The sequence below is a fragment of the Devosia sp. P1_H9 genome (assembly GCF_056405135.1).
In genome coordinates this window covers 24,684-42,522 of the sequence record NZ_JBFUCQ010000008.1, presented here as the reverse complement: position 1 = coordinate 42,522, position 17,839 = coordinate 24,684, and the positions used below count along the sequence as shown (strand labels likewise).

The 17,839-nt window shown below is 63.1% G+C and carries 13 protein-coding genes; 8 read left to right on the top strand and 5 right to left on the bottom strand.

Translation table 11 applies throughout. The annotated features are described in order from the left end of the window. Nucleotides 1-14 precede the first annotated feature (14 nt). Nucleotides 15-1,625, bottom strand: coding sequence for a lysine--tRNA ligase (locus AC1DYL_RS16660; protein ID WP_477174027.1), 1,611 nt, complete (start codon nt 1,623-1,625; stop codon nt 15-17). Between the two features lie 201 nt (nt 1,626-1,826). On the opposite strand from AC1DYL_RS16660, the gene AC1DYL_RS16655 reads away from it, so the two are divergent. After that, nucleotides 1,827-2,231, top strand: a complete 405-nt coding sequence (locus tag AC1DYL_RS16655) for a tellurite resistance TerB family protein (RefSeq protein ID WP_477150389.1) — start codon at nt 1,827-1,829, stop codon at nt 2,229-2,231. Here the strand turns inward: AC1DYL_RS16655 and AC1DYL_RS16650 are convergent. Further along, entirely contained in the window at nt 2,228-3,040 is an 813-nt protein-coding gene (locus AC1DYL_RS16650; protein WP_477174026.1) for a transporter substrate-binding domain-containing protein, read from the bottom strand. The genes AC1DYL_RS16655 and AC1DYL_RS16650 overlap by 4 nt on opposite strands. A 232-nt stretch (nt 3,041-3,272) precedes the next feature. Between AC1DYL_RS16650 and AC1DYL_RS16645 the strand changes: the two genes are divergently transcribed. Continuing rightward, the gene (locus tag AC1DYL_RS16645) at nt 3,273-5,042 is read left to right on the top strand and encodes a glycosyltransferase family 2 protein (RefSeq protein WP_477174025.1); all 1,770 of its coding nucleotides are present in this window, start codon (nt 3,273-3,275) and stop codon (nt 5,040-5,042) included. Nucleotides 5,043-5,058: 16 nt separating this feature from the next. Here AC1DYL_RS16645 and AC1DYL_RS16640 read toward each other — a convergent pair whose 3' ends face one another. Then, complete coding sequence (locus AC1DYL_RS16640; RefSeq protein ID WP_477174024.1) at nt 5,059-6,312, bottom strand: D-amino acid dehydrogenase; 1,254 nt, start codon at nt 6,310-6,312, stop codon at nt 5,059-5,061. 147 nt (nt 6,313-6,459) lie between these two features. On the opposite strand from AC1DYL_RS16640, the gene AC1DYL_RS16635 reads away from it, so the two are divergent. The 6 genes from AC1DYL_RS16635 (at nt 6,460) to AC1DYL_RS16610 (ending at nt 15,267) form a co-directional block, all read left to right on the top strand. Continuing rightward, nucleotides 6,460-7,983 carry a hypothetical protein gene (locus AC1DYL_RS16635; protein ID WP_477174023.1) on the top strand — a complete coding sequence of 508 codons (1,524 nt, stop codon included), beginning with the start codon at nt 6,460-6,462 and terminating at the stop codon, nt 7,981-7,983. A 691-nt stretch (nt 7,984-8,674) separates the two neighbouring features. Beyond that, nucleotides 8,675-9,880 (top strand): methyltransferase domain-containing protein, encoded by a 1,206-nt coding sequence (locus tag AC1DYL_RS16630; RefSeq protein ID WP_477150384.1) that lies wholly within the window; start codon nt 8,675-8,677, stop codon nt 9,878-9,880. Continuing rightward, the gene (locus AC1DYL_RS16625; RefSeq protein ID WP_477150383.1) at nt 9,877-10,785 is read left to right on the top strand and encodes an NAD-dependent epimerase/dehydratase family protein; all 909 of its coding nucleotides are present in this window, start codon (nt 9,877-9,879) and stop codon (nt 10,783-10,785) included. Before AC1DYL_RS16630 ends, AC1DYL_RS16625 begins: the two co-directional genes overlap by 4 nt. 24 nt (nt 10,786-10,809) lie before the next feature. Further along, the gene (gmd, locus tag AC1DYL_RS16620; RefSeq protein ID WP_477174022.1) at nt 10,810-11,799 is read left to right on the top strand and encodes a GDP-mannose 4,6-dehydratase; all 990 of its coding nucleotides are present in this window, start codon (nt 10,810-10,812) and stop codon (nt 11,797-11,799) included. Further along, a complete protein-coding gene (locus AC1DYL_RS16615; RefSeq protein ID WP_477174021.1) occupies nt 11,799-12,770 on the top strand; it encodes an NAD-dependent epimerase/dehydratase family protein in 972 nt (323 codons plus the stop codon). The genes gmd and AC1DYL_RS16615 overlap by 1 nt, the downstream gene beginning before the upstream one ends. 85 nt (nt 12,771-12,855) lie before the next feature. Further along, complete coding sequence (locus AC1DYL_RS16610; protein ID WP_477174020.1) at nt 12,856-15,267, top strand: glycosyltransferase; 2,412 nt, start codon at nt 12,856-12,858, stop codon at nt 15,265-15,267. A gap of 15 nt (nt 15,268-15,282) precedes the next feature. Here the strand turns inward: AC1DYL_RS16610 and AC1DYL_RS16605 are convergent, their stop codons facing one another. Together AC1DYL_RS16605 and AC1DYL_RS16600 are read right to left on the bottom strand one after the other, a co-directional pair. After that, nucleotides 15,283-16,890 (bottom strand): polysaccharide pyruvyl transferase family protein, encoded by a 1,608-nt coding sequence (locus tag AC1DYL_RS16605; protein ID WP_477174019.1) that lies wholly within the window; start codon nt 16,888-16,890, stop codon nt 15,283-15,285. A 175-nt stretch (nt 16,891-17,065) separates the two neighbouring features. Then, the gene (locus tag AC1DYL_RS16600) at nt 17,066-17,737 is read right to left on the bottom strand and encodes an FkbM family methyltransferase (protein ID WP_477174018.1); all 672 of its coding nucleotides are present in this window, start codon (nt 17,735-17,737) and stop codon (nt 17,066-17,068) included. Between the last annotated feature and the right edge of the window lie 102 nt (nt 17,738-17,839).

Genomic DNA, 17,839 nt, shown 5'->3' with positions numbered 1-17,839 from the left:
CCGACTGATGGATCTCAGGCGGCCGTCACCAGTTTCCCTGCCAACGCATCGGCGATGAGCTTCCGCGTCTCTTCTACGCCGTACAGCGCAATGAACGAGCCGAAGCGGGGGCCCTGGTCGGCGCCAAGGAGGACCTGGTAGATGGCGCCGAACCAGTCGCGCAGCGGGTCGAACGTGTGAGCGTTGCCAACCGCATAGACGATGTCCTGCAGCTCCTTGGCGTCGAGCGTGTCCTTGCCGGCGAGTTGCTCGGCGAGGTCGGCCAGCGCCGCGCGCTCCTTGTCGGTCGGGGCGCGGAACGTCTTGGTGGGCTTTACCTCGTCGTTGAAGTAGCGCACCGCATAGCCCGCGAGCCGGTCGAGCTCGGGGTTAGTCATCGGCGTCTCACCGGGCAGACGGCGGGAGATGTAGTTCCACAGCGCCGACTTCTCGTGGGCGTTGGCGGCCGAGGCGAGGTTGAGCAACAGGCCGAAGGTGACCGGCATGTCGACCACCGGCACCTTGCCCGAATGGATGTGGAAGGCCGGGTTCTCGAGCGCCGCAGCAGCGTCCTGTCCGTTATAGGCCGCGACATACTGGTAGTACTCGTCGACGGCGCGCGGGATCACGTCGAAGTAGAGGCGCTTGGCCACCCGCGGCTTCTGGAACATGTAGAGCGCGAGACTCTCGGTACCTGCATAGGTCAGCCACTCGTCGATGGTCAGCCCGTTGCCCTTCGACTTCGAGATCTTCTGACCGTTTTCGTCGAGGAACAGCTCGAATGTATAATGCTCGGGCGGGATGCCGCCGAGGATGGCGCAGATACGGTCGTAAATCCCCTGGTTGGTCTGGTGGTCCTTGCCGAACATCTCGTAGTCGACGCCGAGCGCGGCCCAGCGCATGCCGAAATCCGGCTTCCACTGCAGCTTCACATGGCCGCCGGTGACCGGCAGCGTGGTCTCGGTGCCATCCTCGTCGTTGAAGGTGACGGTGCCGGCCTTCGCATCGACGTGCTTCATCGGCACATAGAGCACGCGGCCCGACTGCGGCGAGATCGGCAGGAAGGGCGAGTAGGTCGCCTGACGCTCTTCGCCGAGCGAGGGCAGCATCACCTTCATGATGTCGTCGTAGCGCTCGGCGGCGTGCAGCAGCACTTCGTCGAACTTGCCGGCCTTGTAGTATTCGGTAGCGCTGGCGAACTCGTAGTTGAACTCGAAGGTATCGAGGAAGCGCCGCAGCATGGTGTTGTTGTGGTCGCCAAAACTCTTGTAGTCGCCGCCGAATGGGTTCGGCACTGACGTCAGCGGCATTTGCACGTAGGGCTCGAGCGCGGCGCGATCCGGCACGTTCTCCGGGATCTTCCGCATTCCGTCCATGTCGTCGGAGAAGCAAAGCAGCCGCGTCGGAATCTCGTCACGCGTGAGCAGCCGGAAGGCCGTGCGAACCATGGTGGTGCGCGCCACTTCGCCGAACGTGCCGATATGCGGCAGGCCCGAGGGGCCGTAGCCGGTCTCGAACAGCACTTCGGTGAGGCCGCGCTTCTCGACCCGCGCGACAAGTTTCCGCGCTTCCTCGAACGGCCAGGCACGCGCCGTCTGGGCGGCGTCGAAGAAGGCGGGGTCGAGGGTTGGAAGCGGCGCGGGCACGGCAGGCCTCAGATGCTGGATGGGAGAAGGCGCTCAATTGCACCAGCCTGCCACGGGCGTCAATGGGAACGGCCCCTGCTCCGCCTTGCCAAGCGGCGGCGCGGTGCCTAGTTATGCGGGACTTTCGTATCCGGTCTTGCTTGTCGCGAGATCGAACCGGAAAAGTCTGCAACTTTTCCTGATCACGCTCCAGAGGACCCGATGGCCATCTCCCTGCAGGACGCTCTCATCCACATCATGGTGGTCACCGCCTCGTCCGACGAGGGCATCTCGGACCATGAACTGGACGTGATCGCCGGCCTCGTGGTGCGCTCGCCGGTGTTCGCCGATTTCGACCTGGACCGGCTCTCGACCGTCGCCAATGAAGCCGTCGACAAGACCAACAGCAGCGGCCTCGACAGCGTGCTCGACGATGCCGTGGCGGCAGTGCCGAAGCGGCTGCATGACACGGCCTATGCGCTGGCAGTGGAGGTCGCGGTAGTGGACGTACAGCTGCCGCAGGAAGAGCTGCGGCTGCTCGAGATGGTGCGCGACCGGCTGGATGTCGATCGGCTGGTCACGGCGGCGATCGAGGCCAGCGCCCGGGCCCGGATGCGCGCGGCCTAGTAGAAGCTGACCGGGAACCACCTGAGGTAGAGTTCGTCGTAGACGCCCGAGCGCTTCAGCCGGGCAAGGCCATAGTCAATCGCCTGCCGCACCGCGTCGTGGCCGGCGGGGACCGCCACGGCGAGACCATCGCCGAACAGGTCCGGGCGGAAATACGGCTCACCGGCGAAATCGCAGCAGCCGACATGTTCGTTGAGCCAGAACGAGGCGCGCATGGCGTCGCCGAAATAGGCGTCGGCCTCGCCCTTCGAAAGCGCATCGAGCGCCAGGATCTCGCTGTCGAACTGGATCAGCCCGGCAGCCGGCAGGTAGCGGCGGATGAACTCGGCATGGGTCGAGCCGCGGCGTACGGCGACGCGCTTGCCGTTCAGTGACGCCGGATCGAAGCCGGGAGCGGCTGCAACGGGCGTAACGAAGCGGCCGGGCAGCATCAGGTAGATCTGCGAGAAATCGAACAACGCGCCATTGGCCGGAGTGAGCGCCAGGCCGGCGATCAGCGCGTCGCCCTGCTTGTCCTCGAGCGCCTTGGCCGCCTGGTCCCAGGGCCAGGCCTGCACCGTGCAGGTAATGCCGAGATCGGCGCACAGCGCCCGCGCCAAGTCGACGTTGAAGCCGACCAGTTCGCCCTTGTCGTCGCGGAAGTTGAAGGGCGGGAAATCCGCGGTGGTGAGGAACCGGATCGACGGCACGGCGGCGAGGCTGGGGACGATTTCGCGGGCGCCGGGATCGATATGATACGGCAGGGCCTGCGCCATCACCGGCGCCGACGGGGCGAGCAGCAGAGCGAGGGCGAACAGTAAGGCGCGCATGGCGTTCCGGGGCGGGCGTTCCCCGGCTTATGGCCCAATTCGCGGGCAAAGGCGAGGCCTGTCCGGCCGACTTCCCAAGGCTCGATTTCGATTGACGATAACGCCGCCGTGATAACTAATCCCGGGCTCAGACTTAAATTCTATTGCACGTCATTTGGTGGGCGCAGTGTCGGGGGCGGGGGCGCTTCTTCACGCAATACTTGCCGGGCATGTAAACGGCGAGGCTGAAGCCTTGATTCACCTGGAGGCCGCGCTGGCGCTCGAGGTGGATCCGCTCGACTATTGCGCGCATCGCTTCGGGCTCGGCGAGGCGATGGTGATGGAGCGCGCCGCCGCGTGGGCCGGCCTTGTGTTCTCAGAGCGCATCCCCAACACACTGCCGGGGAGCCCGATCATCGCCCGCATCGAGCGGCTCGGCGAGGTCCGCGCGGTGCGCGCAAAGCTGTTCGAGCGCGAGGTGATCTACTGCGCGCCGCGGTTCGAGGCGTTCCTCAAGCTCAGGCGCTATGCGGCGCGGCATCCGGAAATCCGGCGGAACCTCTGCATCGTGCCTTTGGTGGCGCTGCGCGCCGAGCTGGCGGCGGCCAGCGCGGAGGCGCTGCTGGTCGAAGCACGGCAGCGGCTGGCGCGCAGCTGGCCGCGGGCCAGCGTCAGCCTCGGCACGCCCAAACCGGTGCGGATCGCGTTCGCCGTCGGAGTGGCGCTGCTGATGCTGTTTGCCGTGGCAGCGCCGAGCATCTCGCGGCCGGTGTTCCTGCCGATCGTCGGCGCCATCCTGATCATTCCCGCCCTGCTGCGGCTATGGGCGTCGGTCATGCCGGCCGCCATGCCGGTGGCGCCGCGGCTGCTGAGCGACGCCGAACTGCCGGTCTACACCGTGCTGGTGCCGCTACGCGACGAGGCACAGATGGTGGGACAGCTGGCGCGGGGGATGCGGGCGCTCGACTATCCGCCGGAAAAGCTGGATGTGCGGTTCGTGGTCGAATCGCGCAGCCCCGCGACCATCACCGCGGTGCAGCACGAGCTCTATGATCCGCGCTTCGAGCTCCTGGTGGTGCCGGACGCCCTCCCCCGCACCAAGCCCAAGGCGATGAACTACGCAATGCCGCTGGTGAGCGGCCAGTTCGTCGTGGTGTACGACGCCGAGGACATTCCCGATCCGGGCCAGCTTCGGCTGGCCGCGAGCACCTTTGCCGCGCACCCTGAGCTCGAGTGCCTGCAGGCCGAACTGGTGATCGACAATGCCCGTGAAAGCTTGCTCGCTGCACAATTCGCCGGCGAGTACGCCGGCCAGTTCGGGCTGATGCTGCCGCTCCTGGCCCGGCTCGGCCTGCCGATGCCGCTCGGTGGCACCAGCAACCACTTTCGCACCGAGACGCTGCGGCAGCTCGGGGGCTGGGATTCGTTCAACGTCACCGAGGACGCCGATCTGGGCGTGCGGCTGGCGCGCAGCGGACTTGGGACGGCGACGATCGCCAGCCAGACGGGCGAGGAGGCGCCGCTGACTGCGGACGCCTGGCTGAAGCAGCGAACGCGATGGATGAAAGGCTGGATGCAAACCCTGATCGTCCACAACAGCGATCCCCGCGGGCTGTTGCGCGACCTCGGCTGGCGCGGTTTCCTCGGGTTCCAGATCTATGTGGGCAGCATGGTGCTATCGGCGCCGCTGCACTCGATGTTCCTGCTGTCGCTGCTGTGGGCTGCCATCGCCGGATACCGCGCGCCGTCGTTCGACGCGTGGGACGGGCTCGCCGGTTTCATCTTCGTTGTTGGCTATGCCGGGCCGGCGATGCTGGTGTTCATGGGCCTGAAGCGGCTCGGCCGCTACGACCTGATGCTGCAGCAACTGGCGCTGCCGATCTACTGGATGCTGCATTCGGTGGCAGTGGCGCTGGCGTTGGTCGAGCTGGTTCGCCAGCCGCATTTCTGGGCCAAGACTGCCCACGGCAAAACGCGGCTGCGCCGGGCGACCGTGGAGCAGCGGCGCGATCAGGAAGCGTAGTGGCCTAAGCCGGGGTCTAAGCGTAACGGCTTAGCCCGAGGTCGCCGACCTCGATGTCCGGCGCCTTGCCGGAGATGATATCGGCCAGCACCCGGCCGGAACCGGCCGCCATGGTCCAGCCGAGCGTGCCGTGGCCGGTGTTCAGATAGAGGTTGGGCAGCTTCGAGCGGCCGAGCACCGGAGTGCCATCGGGGGTCATCGGGCGCAAACCGCACCAGAAGCTGGCCTTGCTGGCATCGCCGGCATTGGGGAACAGCTCGCGCAGCGAGCGATCGAGCGGGCCGCGGCGCGAGCCATGGAGGTTCGTATCGTAGCCGGCGATCTCGGCAGTGCCGCCGACCCGGATGCGATCGCCCAGGCGGGTGGTCGCCACCTTGTAGGTCTCGTCCATCACCGTGGACAACGGCGCCACCGAAGCGTCGGTGATCGGCACGGTGAGCGAGTAGCCCTTGATCGGATAGACCGGCAGGCCGATGCCGAGCGAACGCAGCAACAGCGGCGAATAGCTTCCGAGGGCCACTACATAGGCGTCGGCAGTGAGCACGCCCTTGTCGGTCGCCACCCCGGTCACGACACCACCCGAGGTGATGATGTGGTCGATGCCGGTGCCATAGCGGAAGCCGACGCCCTGGCTGGCGGCGAGGGCAGCAAGCCCCTCGGTGAACATCTTGCAGTCGCCGGTGTCGTCATTGGCGAGGCGCAACCCGCCGACGAAAGGCACGGTGGCGGTGGCCAGCCCGGGTTCGGCAGCGACACAGCCTTTCGGGTCGAGCACCTCGTAGGGCACGCCATACTGCTTGAGCACCGCGATATCGTCAGCGGCGTGATCCAGCTGCTTCTGCTCGCGGAACAGCTGCACGGTGCCCTGCTGCCGGCCGTCGAAGGCGAGGCCGGTCTCGGCGCGCAGCGCGATCATCATGTCGCGCGAGTATTCGGCCAGCCGTACCATGCGGCCCTTGTTCACCGCGTAGGCGCGCTCGGTGCAGTTCATCAGCAGCTGCAGGCCCCAGATCCACATGCGCGGATCGAGCTTGGGGCGGAGCACCAGCGGGCCGTCGGTCATCAGCAGCCACTTGATGGCCTTGACCGGGATGCCCGGGCCGGCCCAGGGCGAGGCGTAACCGTAGGAGAGCTCGCCGGCATTGGCATAGCTGGTTTCGAGCCCTGCCCCCGGCTGGCGATCGACCACGGTCACCTCGTGACCCGCCCGCGCCAGGTAGTAGGCGGAGGTGGTACCGATGACACCCGAACCAAGGATGAGGACTTTCATGCGCTCATGTTCATGAGCGCGCGCCGAAAGGCAAGCCGGGACAGCAGCATGGCCGCGCTGCGATCGGCTGACACGTGACTTGCACTCCGGCCCGGCGCTGGGCATGTTCATCGGCACGGGGCGCGAATAGACCGTCGGGGAACAACGGTGAGAATTGCGGCACTGTTCTTGGGGCTGATTGCCGGGTTGTTTGTGTTGCTGGTGCCCAGTGCGCTGCGCACCGACCTGATATCGCCATTTCTCGATTTCTGGGCCAACAGCACCAGCGAACGATTGCTCGGCACGATCGGCTGGTATGCCCTGGCCGGCGCGGCGATGCTGGGTGGCCTGCTGGCCACGGTAACGCCCGGCTTTGCGGCGCTGCTGCTGCTGGGCGCTGCGGTTGGCTGGCTCGGCATCGGCATTTCCGTGCCGCAACTGTTCACCTACCACCTGCTCGCTCCGGCGGGTGCTGCCGCGGTGGCGGCGGCGTTGGCGTTCCTCGCCGGCGAGCTCCAGATCCGGCGTCGACGCGAGGCAAGGCGCAGCCGCAGGCTTGCGGTGGAAGCAGCACCGGCCAATGACGAGATCGAGCGCGAGGCGGCGTACCGGGCGGATCCACTGCTGATGCCGCGGCAGGATCTGCCGGCGCCCAAGCGAGGGATCCCGCTGACGCTCAGCGACGTGACGGTGACTTCGCGACCCGCTGCCGAGCCGCCGCGCTGGCAGGACCTCGACGCGCCGCCGGGACCACGCAGCCGCGATCCTGATATCTGGGCCGAAGCCCGGCGCGAGCCGGCACCGCCGGCAGTGGATGCGCCCCGACCGCGCCGCGAGCCCGAACCGGTGATCGAGGCGCGGCGAGCCGAAACATGGGCCGAACCCGAGCCTGAACCCGAACCCCGTCCCCGGCGGGCGCCCCCAACCCGGCGCGAACGCCGTGGCAGCGGGCTGATCGCCGCCATGGCAGCGGTGGCCGCGGTGCTGGTGCTCGGCCTGGTGCTGGGCGCGGGCGCTTATCTGTTCTATCGCGACGGAAATCTCACGGCACTACCGAGTGCATCACCGTCCGCCCCGAGCGCCGTCACCAAGGAGGCTGCAACAGAGCAGACGCCGAAGCCGGCCGTCCCGGCGCCGGCAGCCTCGTTGGCGACGGAGCCGGCGAAAGTCGACCTTCCCGCGGGGCCGGCAACGCCGGCCGCCACATCGGGGGCAGCGGCACCGGCTCCCGTGGTCGCCGAACCGTCCACCGTGCCGCTGCGCGTCGCCGCCGCCCCGGCGCCGGAGCTCTACGACGACCCATCGAGCTATTGCCGGGCGGTCGGAACGATCGACTATGTCGACTATCGCTACGCGGGACCCGCCTTCACCGAGGCGATGACCCGCGCCTTGCTGATCCCGCTGGGCTCGGCCCGCGACCGCGTCCACTGGCGCTGCTTCAACGGCACGGTGCTCGCTTGCACGTCCTATATCGGGCCGATCTGCGACATGGCGCCCACGGTGCTCGAAATGCGCGAGTTCTGCGAGCGAAACCCCAATGTTGACCAGCTGATGGCACCCAGCGGCACCTGGTCATGCGCCGACGGGCAACCGCAGCTCCCCACCGACGCCCGTTGGCCAGTCGACGAGCGCGGCTTCGTACCAGGCGCATGGGTCACGGTGCCCGACACGGAAGCAGCACCGGCGGGCTAGGTTCGCGATGACGGAGGGGCGCCTCGAAGTGGATTTCAGCATCGCTCGCCCCGCCGCGAGAACCTCGCACTGCCGGCAGACGGTCGGCATCCAGACGCGGGCATCAGGTCGACAACGGCCGTAACCCCTCGTGTCGTGACTGCGATCGAAGGCGGAACAACGGATACGCCGGGCACAGGTCAATGTGCCGCGGACGCGGTGAACATGTCTGCTGCAATCAGCCAGTTATCGAATTCTCCGGCAAGAACTTCATATAGCTTATTGCTGCGCGCAATAGACGGTGGTCGCCTGCTCGCGGTTTGCCTGTGCTAAATCGAGCATGAACCCCGACAGCTCCCCGCTATCTCAATAGATTCGAACTGATCTTTGATACATCTCGTCCGTTTCGTTGATGTCTCTTGATATCCGCATTGGTGTTACTACCAAGATTCACCACCTATGTGTGTATTCGCAAAGATGTTGTCTAAGTTTTGCTGATCGGAACTTGGCGCCGCCGGCTGGATAGGCATATTGCCATTGCGGCTTAGGCTAGGTAAAGGGGATGTCCGCGGATCGGCCCCAGACTTTCGGGCCGGCTGTCTGTCACGAGCAAGGATCCTGTTCCAGCGCTGCTGGCACGCGGTATGCGCGTCGCGGCGCTCGGTACATTTGAGCAAGGCGATACGACCCAATGGCGTCGAAGGATAGTGGCATGAAGTGCCGTGTGTGCGATGGACTTCGGCTCGAGCCGGTGGTCGATCTGGGTGAGCAGCCCTGGTGCAATCACTTCCTCCGCAAGGAAGAGGTTGGCACCGAACCTTTCTATCCGCTGCGTGTCGTCTATTGCCATGACTGCTCGACGGCGCAGCTCGACTTCACCGTCAAGAAGGAAATCATGTTCGGGGATCACACCTATCTTTCAGGTGTGACGAAAGCCCTGTCCGATCACTTCGCTAGCGTGGCGAGCGAAGTGGACGAGCGCTTCTTCCAGGGCCGGACGGAAAAGTCGATCCTTGATATCGGCTCCAACGACGGCACTCAGCTCAAGCATTTCCAGAAGCTCGGCTATGAGGTGCTCGGCGTCGAATCATCCAAGGGGACCGCGAAGGCCGCCAACGACGCAGGCGTTCCGACCCTCAATGCCTTTTTCAACAGCGAGACGATGGCCGGCATCGGCCACAAGTTCGATGCGTTCAATGCCTCGGGCGTGTTCTTTCACCTTGAAGAACTGCATTCGGTCTGTGAGGCGATCAAACAGGGGCTGAAGGACGATGGAGTGTTCGTCGTCCAGTTCCTCTACATGAAGAGCATCATGGAGAATCTGGCGTTCGACCAGATTTACCACGAGCACCTGCTCTACTATACGCTCAAGACGATCGAGACGCTGCTGAACCGGCACGGTTTGGCCATGTTCGATGCGCGCCTCGCCCCCATCCACGGCGGCTCGATCATCGGCTTCATCGGCCATGCCGGCGGACGCCCCGTTTCGGAGCGACTCGCCCAGATGCGGGCGGAGGAAGAGACGTCCGAGTGCAACACAATCGAGGCCTATCGGCTCCTCGACGAGCGCATCAAGCGCATGAAGCAGGACAATGTCGCCTATCTCGACACCGCCCGCGCCGCCGGCAAGCGCGTCTTCGGCATGGGCGCCCCAGTGAAAGGCAACACCATGCTCAACTACTTCGGCGTGGGGCCCGAGCGCATCCAGTGTCTGGTGGAAAAGAACACGCTACGGCGCGGTCTCTACTCGCCGGGCATGCACATCCCGATCGAGATCGAAGGCGAGCTCGAGCAGCAGCCCGACATCTACTATGTGCTGGCATGGAACTTCAAAAAAGAGATCCTGGCCAACAACCGTGACCTGATTGAAAGCGGCGTCGAGTTCTACTTCCCGGTCGACCCGAAGGTAAGTGCATGAATATTCTGGTCACGGGCGCCTCAGGATTCCTGGGAACGGCGCTTTGCTCCTTCCTCGAGCGGCAGGGCGCGGTGCTGACGCGGCTCAATTCGCGCAACTGCGACCTGACGCAGCCTGACAGCCTGCCGGCGGCGGCGCCGGACCGCTACGACTTGATCTTTCATCTCGCCGCCTGGACGCAGGCCGGCGACTTCTGCCTCCGGCATCCGGGTGAGCAGTGGATCATCAACCAGAAGATCAACACGCACGTGCTGGATTTCTGGGCCAGCCAGCAGCCGCAAGCCAAGCTGGTCTTCATGGGCACCAGTTGCGCCTACGCGCCGGGATCGGACCTGCGCGAAGCGGACTACATGGCGGGTGAGCCGATCGACAGCCTCTACACCTACGCCATGACCAAGCGCATGCTCTACCAGGGCGCTCGCGCGTTGCACCGCCAGTTTGGCCTGCGCTACCTCTGCGCCGTTCCCTCCACCCTCTATGGGCCGGGATACCATACGGACGGACGGCAGATGCACTTCATCTTCGATCTGATCCGCAAGATCATCCGCGGCAAGGAGTTCGGGGAACCCGTCGTCCTGTGGGGTGATGGCCACCAGAAGCGCGAGATCGTGCTGGTAGACGATTTTGTGCGCATTCTCTGGGCCCTGACGGACAAGTTCGACAACGACATCTTCAACATCGGCGCCGGCCAGGAGTTTTCGATCCGCACTTTCGCCGAACAGATCTCCACTATCGTCGGCTACGACGCCGGCAAGATCCAGTATGATACCAGCCGCTATGTCGGCGCGACCTCGAAATGCCTCAATGTCGACAAGGCCAAAGCGGCCGTTCCGTATGAACTGACGGCGCTGCACGAAGGACTCGAGAGCACGATCCGCTGGTTCTACGGTGCCAAGGCATACTAACCAGTCACTTCGGGAAGGCCCAGGATGGAAGCGAAACGAGCCCTCATAACCGGCGTGACGGGGCAAGATGGGGCATATCTGTCGAGCGTCCTTCTCGACAAGGGATATGAGGTCCATGGCCTAGTGCGGCGCAGCGCTTCTGCGGATGTCGTCGGGGCCAGGTTGACCTGGCTAGGGATCGCAGACCGCGTCGTCCTCCACGACGGTAACCTGATCGACCTGTCCAGCATCATCCGAATCCTCCAGGAGGTTCGTCCCTCGGAAATCTACAACCTAGGGGCGCAATCCTTCGTCAAGTCATCGTGGGCACAGCCCTTGCTGACCGGGCAGGTTACGGCGCTTGGTGCGGCCAACGTCCTCGAGGCGATGCGTCTCGCCTGTCCCGAGGCACGGTTCTATCAGGCGTCGTCGTCAGAGATGTTCGGTCTGATCCAGCAAGAAGTGCAATCAGAGACCACGCCATTCTACCCGCGGTCTCCGTACGGCGCCGCCAAGCTCTATGCGCACTGGATGACCGTGAACTACCGCGAGAGCTTCGGCATCCACGCGTCGAGCGGCATTCTCTTCAACCATGAGTCACCGCTGCGCGGCATCGAGTTCGTCACGCGCAAGATCACGGATGGGGTCGCGCGGATCAAGCTCGGACAAACCGACAGACTGGTGCTCGGCAATCTCGACGCCAAGCGCGATTGGGGACATGCACGCGACTATGTCGAGGCGATGTGGCTGATGCTGCAGCAGGATACGCCCGGGGACTATGTGATCGCTACCGGCCGAACCACATCGGTCAGAACCTTCTGTGAGTTGGCATTCGCTCATGTCGGCCTGGATATGCAGGAGCATGTCGAGACCGATCCACGCTTCCTGCGCCCGGCCGAGGTCGACGTCCTGCTGGGCGATGCATCGAAGGCTCGAGGGGCGCTGGGCTGGATGCCGAAGACAAGTCTCGAACAGCTGGTCGCCGAAATGGTCGACGCGGACATAGCGCGCATCAAACGCCACGAGCGCCTTTGATGGCGATGACGGTTCTGGTCACCGGAGCCAGCGGCTTCGTCGGCCCTTATGCGATAGCGGCGCTTCGCCGCACGCTTGGTCCCGACGCAGTAATTATCGCTACTTCACGTGTGCCGGCGACACACCGCGACCTAGGGCAACTCCATGTGCTCGATGTGACGGATGAAAGCTCCATCAGCGCTGCTCTGAAACGGTATAGGCCGACACAGGTTCTGCATCTGGCCGGCGTTGCAGCCACCGGGCCGGAGACGAACCCCGGGGCCTATCGGCGTGTCCATGTCGATGGGACGCTGAACCTGGCTCGCGCGATCATCGACTCTGTCCCGGAGTGCGTCCTGATCCATGTCAGTAGCGGACTCGTCTATGGAGAAACCGGACGGAACGGCTATCCGCTGGCTGAGGATGCACCTCTTGCGCCGGTAGGCGACTACGCCGCCAGCAAGGCTGCCGCGGACACAGCCTTGGGTGCGCTCGCTGAGAAAGATCTCCGGTGCCTGCGCCTGCGTCCGTTCAACCACAGCGGCCCCGGCCAAAGCGAAGCCTTCGTCCTGCCAGCGTTTGCCGCCCAGATCGCACGCATCGAGGCAGGGCTGGCGTCACCGGTCATCAAGGTAGGAACTCTCGACGCCGAGAGGGACTTTCTCGACGTGCGAGATGTCGCCGATGCCTATGCGCTGGCAGTGCGCGACTCGGAGGGGGTAAGGTCTGGGGAGATTTTCAACATTGCGAGCGGTCAGCCGCGGCGCATCGCTGATCTGCTCGACGATTTGGTCAGCTTGAGCGCGGTCCCGATCAGGATTGAGCAAGACCCATCGCGGATGCGACCGGATGAAATTCCCAGAATCGTAGGCGACTCGGACAAATTCAGGCAGCGATTCGGATGGACGCCGGTGCGGGACTTTAGGCAAACCCTGTCAGAAGTGCTCGCCGGATGGAGATCGGCTGTGTCAGCTGGACCGATGACCGAATGAGGGGGCATCCGCACCACGACATCTGCTATCCCTCGGCCAGCAGTTCCGACCCACCGCACAAACGTCCGGATAGCGAATACGCGTAATGAGGACAACATTATACATCCTCGATCAGGGCCTGAAGGGCGTCGGCGGACACTACTTCGAGTACGTGCGATCAATTCAAGCTGCCGCGGCTCTTGAAGGCATCGATACCATCATCGGCTGTCACGCTACGGCTGCGGGCGGCAAACTCGCCTTGGGCGCTCTGCACCCGATATACTCTGACGACGTTTGGGCTACGCTGCCCGGTGAGACGTATGACTCTCCAGTGAATCTTCGTGGTGTCAGCGAACGCTTCGTTGCGGAGACCCGCAACTTGCTGACGCGGTTTCCACCGAAGCCCGGCGACACCATTTTTATGCCGAACATCGCCAAGCCGCACTTGATGGCGGCGGCGTTACTGGCCGAGGAGTATGCTTCGCAGGGCGTCCGCCTCTGCTATATGTTTAGGTACCCCAGCGGGTTCTTCCTCGGGGGCGTTGCAGAAGAGGCCTTTCGCCGTCTGGAAGCAGCGGCGGCTTCAGGCCTGATTTTCTTATGCACCGACAGTCACCGCCTCGCAGATGAGTTGTCCGCCCTCTGCCCGATACCGTTCACAGTTGTTCCCATACCGCACACGGATCATGTGAGCCGCAGCCGCACTGATGAACGAACGCCCCCACCCCTGCATCTTGTCAGCCTCGGCAACGCGCGTGGCGAGAAGGGCATCCGTGATATCCACGACGCTATCAGACTAAGTGCCAGCAAGCCGTGGGCCAACGACGTTCGTTTCAGCATTCAAATCAACGAACCATATGAGGCCGAGGATGTGGCGGCAGCCTTGCTAAAGGATGCCGACCCTCGCGTAACACTGATCAGTGATGCGCTCGATAGCGACGCATATTACCAGCTGCTCGCCGACGCGGACGTGGTTCTCACCCCGTATCACCGAAACATCTATCGGGATCGTACATCCGGCGTCTTCTTAGAGGCACTTCTTGCCGGCAAGCTCACTATCTGCACCAAAGACACGTGGATGCACGATCTCCTCGTCAAGCACGGTGGTGGCATCGCCGTTGAGGACCGATCGCCAGAGGCGATCTGTCGCGCTATCGGGGACATTCTTCAGAGATACGCGCACTTCTCCGATAACGCGCACACGGCAGCAGCATATTGGGCGCCTATTCACTCCGCCGAGAATCTGGTCGCACATCTCATTGGTCGCACGGGCCGCCCCGTTACTGCCGCCGAGGGAAAGAGGGCCGTCATCTTCTTTCCATGGGGCGATGCGTTAGGTGGAAATTCTGGAGCGGCCCGCCGGCTGCGACTTATGGTCACCTACCTGGAGCAGCACTTTAGTGAGGTGCGAGTTCTATTTGCGGCCTCCGGTGAAGTAAGCGGGCCGATTGGGCTCCGCTCAGAGGCTGAGGCGTATCACTACTACAATAACCAATCAAAAGCACTTCGCTTCGGTCTTAGAGCCGCCTCACGTCTACTTGGCGGTAAGCGAGATGAGAGTTTCCATCTCTGGTACCACCTCTGGCCACGATTGGATCGGCGCTTCCGTGACAAGTGCCGCGATCTGGTGAAGTGGGCTGATGAGGTCTACTGCGAGTATAGCTACTTCGCGCCCGTTCTTCGATCCATCTGCGAACGAGAGGGCAAGCGCCTCCACGTAACGCAGTATGACATCGTTTCCGAGCAGGCGGGCGACGTCCCAGTCGTTGGTCGGGCTACCCGAGCGCTCGAGTTCGGTTCATTGCGACAGATTTCTGCCCTCTATGCGGTTAGCAAGAAGGACCAAACAGCACTGCTGAATGAGGGCATTTCGGCCGAGCTCATTCCGCATCCTATCGATATTGACGAGGGTCGTTCCCTCACTCTCCCTGAGGAGCGCGCAGCGATCCTCGAGAAGGCTGTGGGTGTACGCGATCCAGACCATAGGGTGTGTTTCTTCGTCGGCAGCAACTACGGTCCAAACAAGGCGGCCGCTGAACGTGTACGCGAGATCGCGGGCCAAATGCGCAGCGACCCGCAAACCCCTGGGCTCCATTTTGTCGTCGCTGGCGGGTGCATGGCGCCCGATCAAGACGAGAATTTTGTATCCTTGGGGATCGTGGAGCGTCCCGTGCTGACTGCTCTATACGAAGAGGCGGACATCGTTCTTGTTCCGCTGACCGAGGGAACAGGAACTTCGATCAAGAGTATCGAAGCCCTTGCCAAGGGTGCACTGATTATTTCCACGTCGATCGGCATGCGCGGCTTGGACGTGATCAGTGAGGTGCATTGCATAGTCGAGGATGATCTTTCGCTTTATCCGAAACGAATCCGGGATCTGTTGAACGACCCAGAGAAATCGCGAGCCATCCGCTCGGCTGCAGCACAATTTGGCGCGGGGTACGACTACGGAACGCTGTTTGCGCCTTATGCGCAGGCGGCGGCGACCGAGACCGCCTCCCCTGCCGTTAGGGGATAGCCGTCACAGCCAGATCTACTCGTGGGAATTGGTTTGCGCGCGAAGGGCAGCTTCGGCATCGTACTTAATCGAAGCCCAATCGGACCGATCAGGCCGCAAGCGTCCAGCTATGCCGATATCCTCCAGGGCTTGATCGTACCTGCCCAAGTGGAGCCTGGCAGCGGCTCGATAGTACCTTGTCCAATAGGAATCTGCACCCAGCTCAAGTGCCTTACTAAGGTATTGATCTGCTCGCTCGACATCCCCCGGCTGGCCCTCCCCCTTTGAATGTCGCTCAACCAGCAGTCGGCCCAAGCTCAGTTGGGCGTCGGCGTCGTCAGGATTATCATCGGCCAACCACCGCGCATATCGGACGCGAAGGGCGGCGTCGCTTTGCGGCTCCGTACTTGTGATCATCTCTTCCATTGCGACAGCCCTCCGCACTGCTGAGCCAAGCAATGATACGGCATAATTAGGATCGATCTTTCCGACCTTGTTAGCGAGCGCCACTCGACGAATACAATCGACATTAATACCCGCGATGTCGAACTGCCGACGTGCTTGGCGTTGCCTCGCCGCGGCCTGTCGGTGACGGCCTGAATACTCGCGGTGAAGGGAGGCGAACAGGCGATCCCGAGTGAGGCCATCAAGAGGCACCACGACACCTTGACGTTTCATGTCCAAGAGTGTGTTGGCGATCTTCTCGCTGTAACCGATTGCCACCACAGGCTTAGCCTGCGCTATGGCCATAATGAGCGAGTGATAGCGGGTACACAGTGCCATATCCGATTGCGCAATATACCAGGCCATCTCTGCAGGGGCGGTAACCACCGGCAACAGCGTCGTGCGGGGGCTGGCAGCCATCAGTTCCTGAACCCGCCGCATAACCGGAACGTCGTCCGAGAACGGCCCAAGCTCCGGCTCGTTCTGAAACGGCAGGAAGAAGCAATGACTGTCGTGCTCCGCCAGGAAGCGATCCAAAGCCGCAGCCACCTCCTGTTCCCAGTCATTGGCGCTGCCCTTGGTGTCGTGTTGTCGAAGGTTCCAGTGCCTGAGAGAGACCACGATGCGGCGTTCGGCAGAGACGAACTCTGCGATCGGAGTAGCTGGCTCCCTGGGAGCGAGCCGAAAAACGGGATCCGCGGTCGCTATCGCCCGAATGTTGCGCGAGGACCCAACGAGAAGGTTCTGGAGCGAGCCCTTATCGCGCAACGTCGCAGCGCTGGCAGAACGGAAAGCCTGCTGCACCCGCTCCGCCAGGGATCGATTGTGAATCGAAAAGACGCCAACCCCAACTATCACGCACGGTTTCTCGGCGCCCACGCATAGGACAGGCACCGCTGCACACAGGTCGTTGAACTGCTGCCGCGGTGTAAGAAAAGCGGTCGGATTGTAATTGTTGTCTTCATTGTAGACGCCGCCGCCACCGATCAACACCAAGTCCGACCGCTCGATCTCGGCGACGATTGCCGAGAAGCTGGATATTGGAACGACGTCGACCCCTGTTACGCCGGGCTGACGGAGGGCGGTGACTGAAATCTCTGCTCCACCAAAAATCCGCCTAAGATCGTCTACGAGAGACTGAAGGACGGCGTCGTCGCTGACCAGCCCGAAACCATAGTACCCGACGACAAATATGCGCATACGCCTCACCAGATGGGCCGACTAGTCTAACCCCTACACCTCTACGTTCCGGCTGGCACAGCGGCAAGACCACGGACCTTGGGTATGGACCGAGGCCTTTTCGACGATGCCAACCTCACACGTGCAAATCCGCCCCGATCATGAGGTCAGCGGAAGCTTGGCGCAGTGTCTGGGCCTAGATCCCCAGCAGGCGGGAAAACAGGCCGCGCCGCATGGCGGTGCGCACCCTCGGCAAGCAAAGGATGTCATCGATATCGCTGCGTGGAGTCTCGTAGTAGGGAAGCGCGGGCGATCCGTCGGAGGTCTTAACGAGGTGGTACCTCTCGGTAAGGAAGCTGATCATCTCCTGGTACAGCTGCCAGCGACTCTCCCACAGCTCGAAGATGATGATCGGCGTGCCGGCATCGATGATCTCGCGGGCACCGGAAATGACCTTCGGTTCAAGGCCCTCAACGTCGATCTTGATCAAATCGGGCCGCACGCCTGTCGCCCGACAGAACTCGTCTATCGTTGTAACTGGCACCTTGCGCTCGATGGTCTGCCCTTCCATGCCCGACAGCCGCATAAGGGATGACGCAACCGCCCCCACTCCGTCGCGCCGGTCCACATAGAACGTCGCTTCTCCAGGAGTGTCCGAAACCGCCTTCTCGATGATCGTTACGTTACGACGACGTTCCCCTTTCAACCCGGCGATGACCTCCACATTGGGCTCGAACGCATAGACGTGGCGGGCAATGTCCGCCAAAGCACGGGTAACGTCTCCTGAATTAGCCCCGATGTCGAAGGCGATGTCGCCCCGACGCAAATGAAGCTTGGCAATTGCCGCCGCGGAGTTCTGATGCAACATCGCCCTCCCGCAAAATGGTGAGCAATCGTAACACTTTTGTCGAACCTGTCACGCCGCGGCGACTGATTGGATCAGCGGATCCTGTACACGGCACCGCGCGAG

Excerpts from the sequence above, each read along its gene's own strand:
- AC1DYL_RS16655 (WP_477150389.1), top strand. The coding sequence starts at position 1,827 with ATGGCCATCTCCCTGCAGGACGCTCTCATCCACATCATGGTGGTCACC.
- AC1DYL_RS16650 (WP_477174026.1), bottom strand. The coding sequence starts at position 3,040 with ATGCGCGCCTTACTGTTCGCCCTCGCTCTGCTGCTCGCCCCGTCGGCG.
- AC1DYL_RS16640 (WP_477174024.1), bottom strand. The coding sequence starts at position 6,312 with ATGAAAGTCCTCATCCTTGGTTCGGGTGTCATCGGTACCACCTCCGCC.
- AC1DYL_RS16630 (WP_477150384.1), top strand. The coding sequence starts at position 8,675 with ATGAAGTGCCGTGTGTGCGATGGACTTCGGCTCGAGCCGGTGGTCGAT.
- AC1DYL_RS16625 (WP_477150383.1), top strand. The coding sequence starts at position 9,877 with ATGAATATTCTGGTCACGGGCGCCTCAGGATTCCTGGGAACGGCGCTT.
- gmd (WP_477174022.1), top strand. The coding sequence starts at position 10,810 with ATGGAAGCGAAACGAGCCCTCATAACCGGCGTGACGGGGCAAGATGGG.
- AC1DYL_RS16615 (WP_477174021.1), top strand. The coding sequence starts at position 11,799 with ATGGCGATGACGGTTCTGGTCACCGGAGCCAGCGGCTTCGTCGGCCCT.
- AC1DYL_RS16610 (WP_477174020.1), top strand. The coding sequence starts at position 12,856 with ATGAGGACAACATTATACATCCTCGATCAGGGCCTGAAGGGCGTCGGC.
- AC1DYL_RS16605 (WP_477174019.1), bottom strand. The coding sequence starts at position 16,890 with ATGCGCATATTTGTCGTCGGGTACTATGGTTTCGGGCTGGTCAGCGAC.
- AC1DYL_RS16600 (WP_477174018.1), bottom strand. The coding sequence starts at position 17,737 with ATGTTGCATCAGAACTCCGCGGCGGCAATTGCCAAGCTTCATTTGCGT.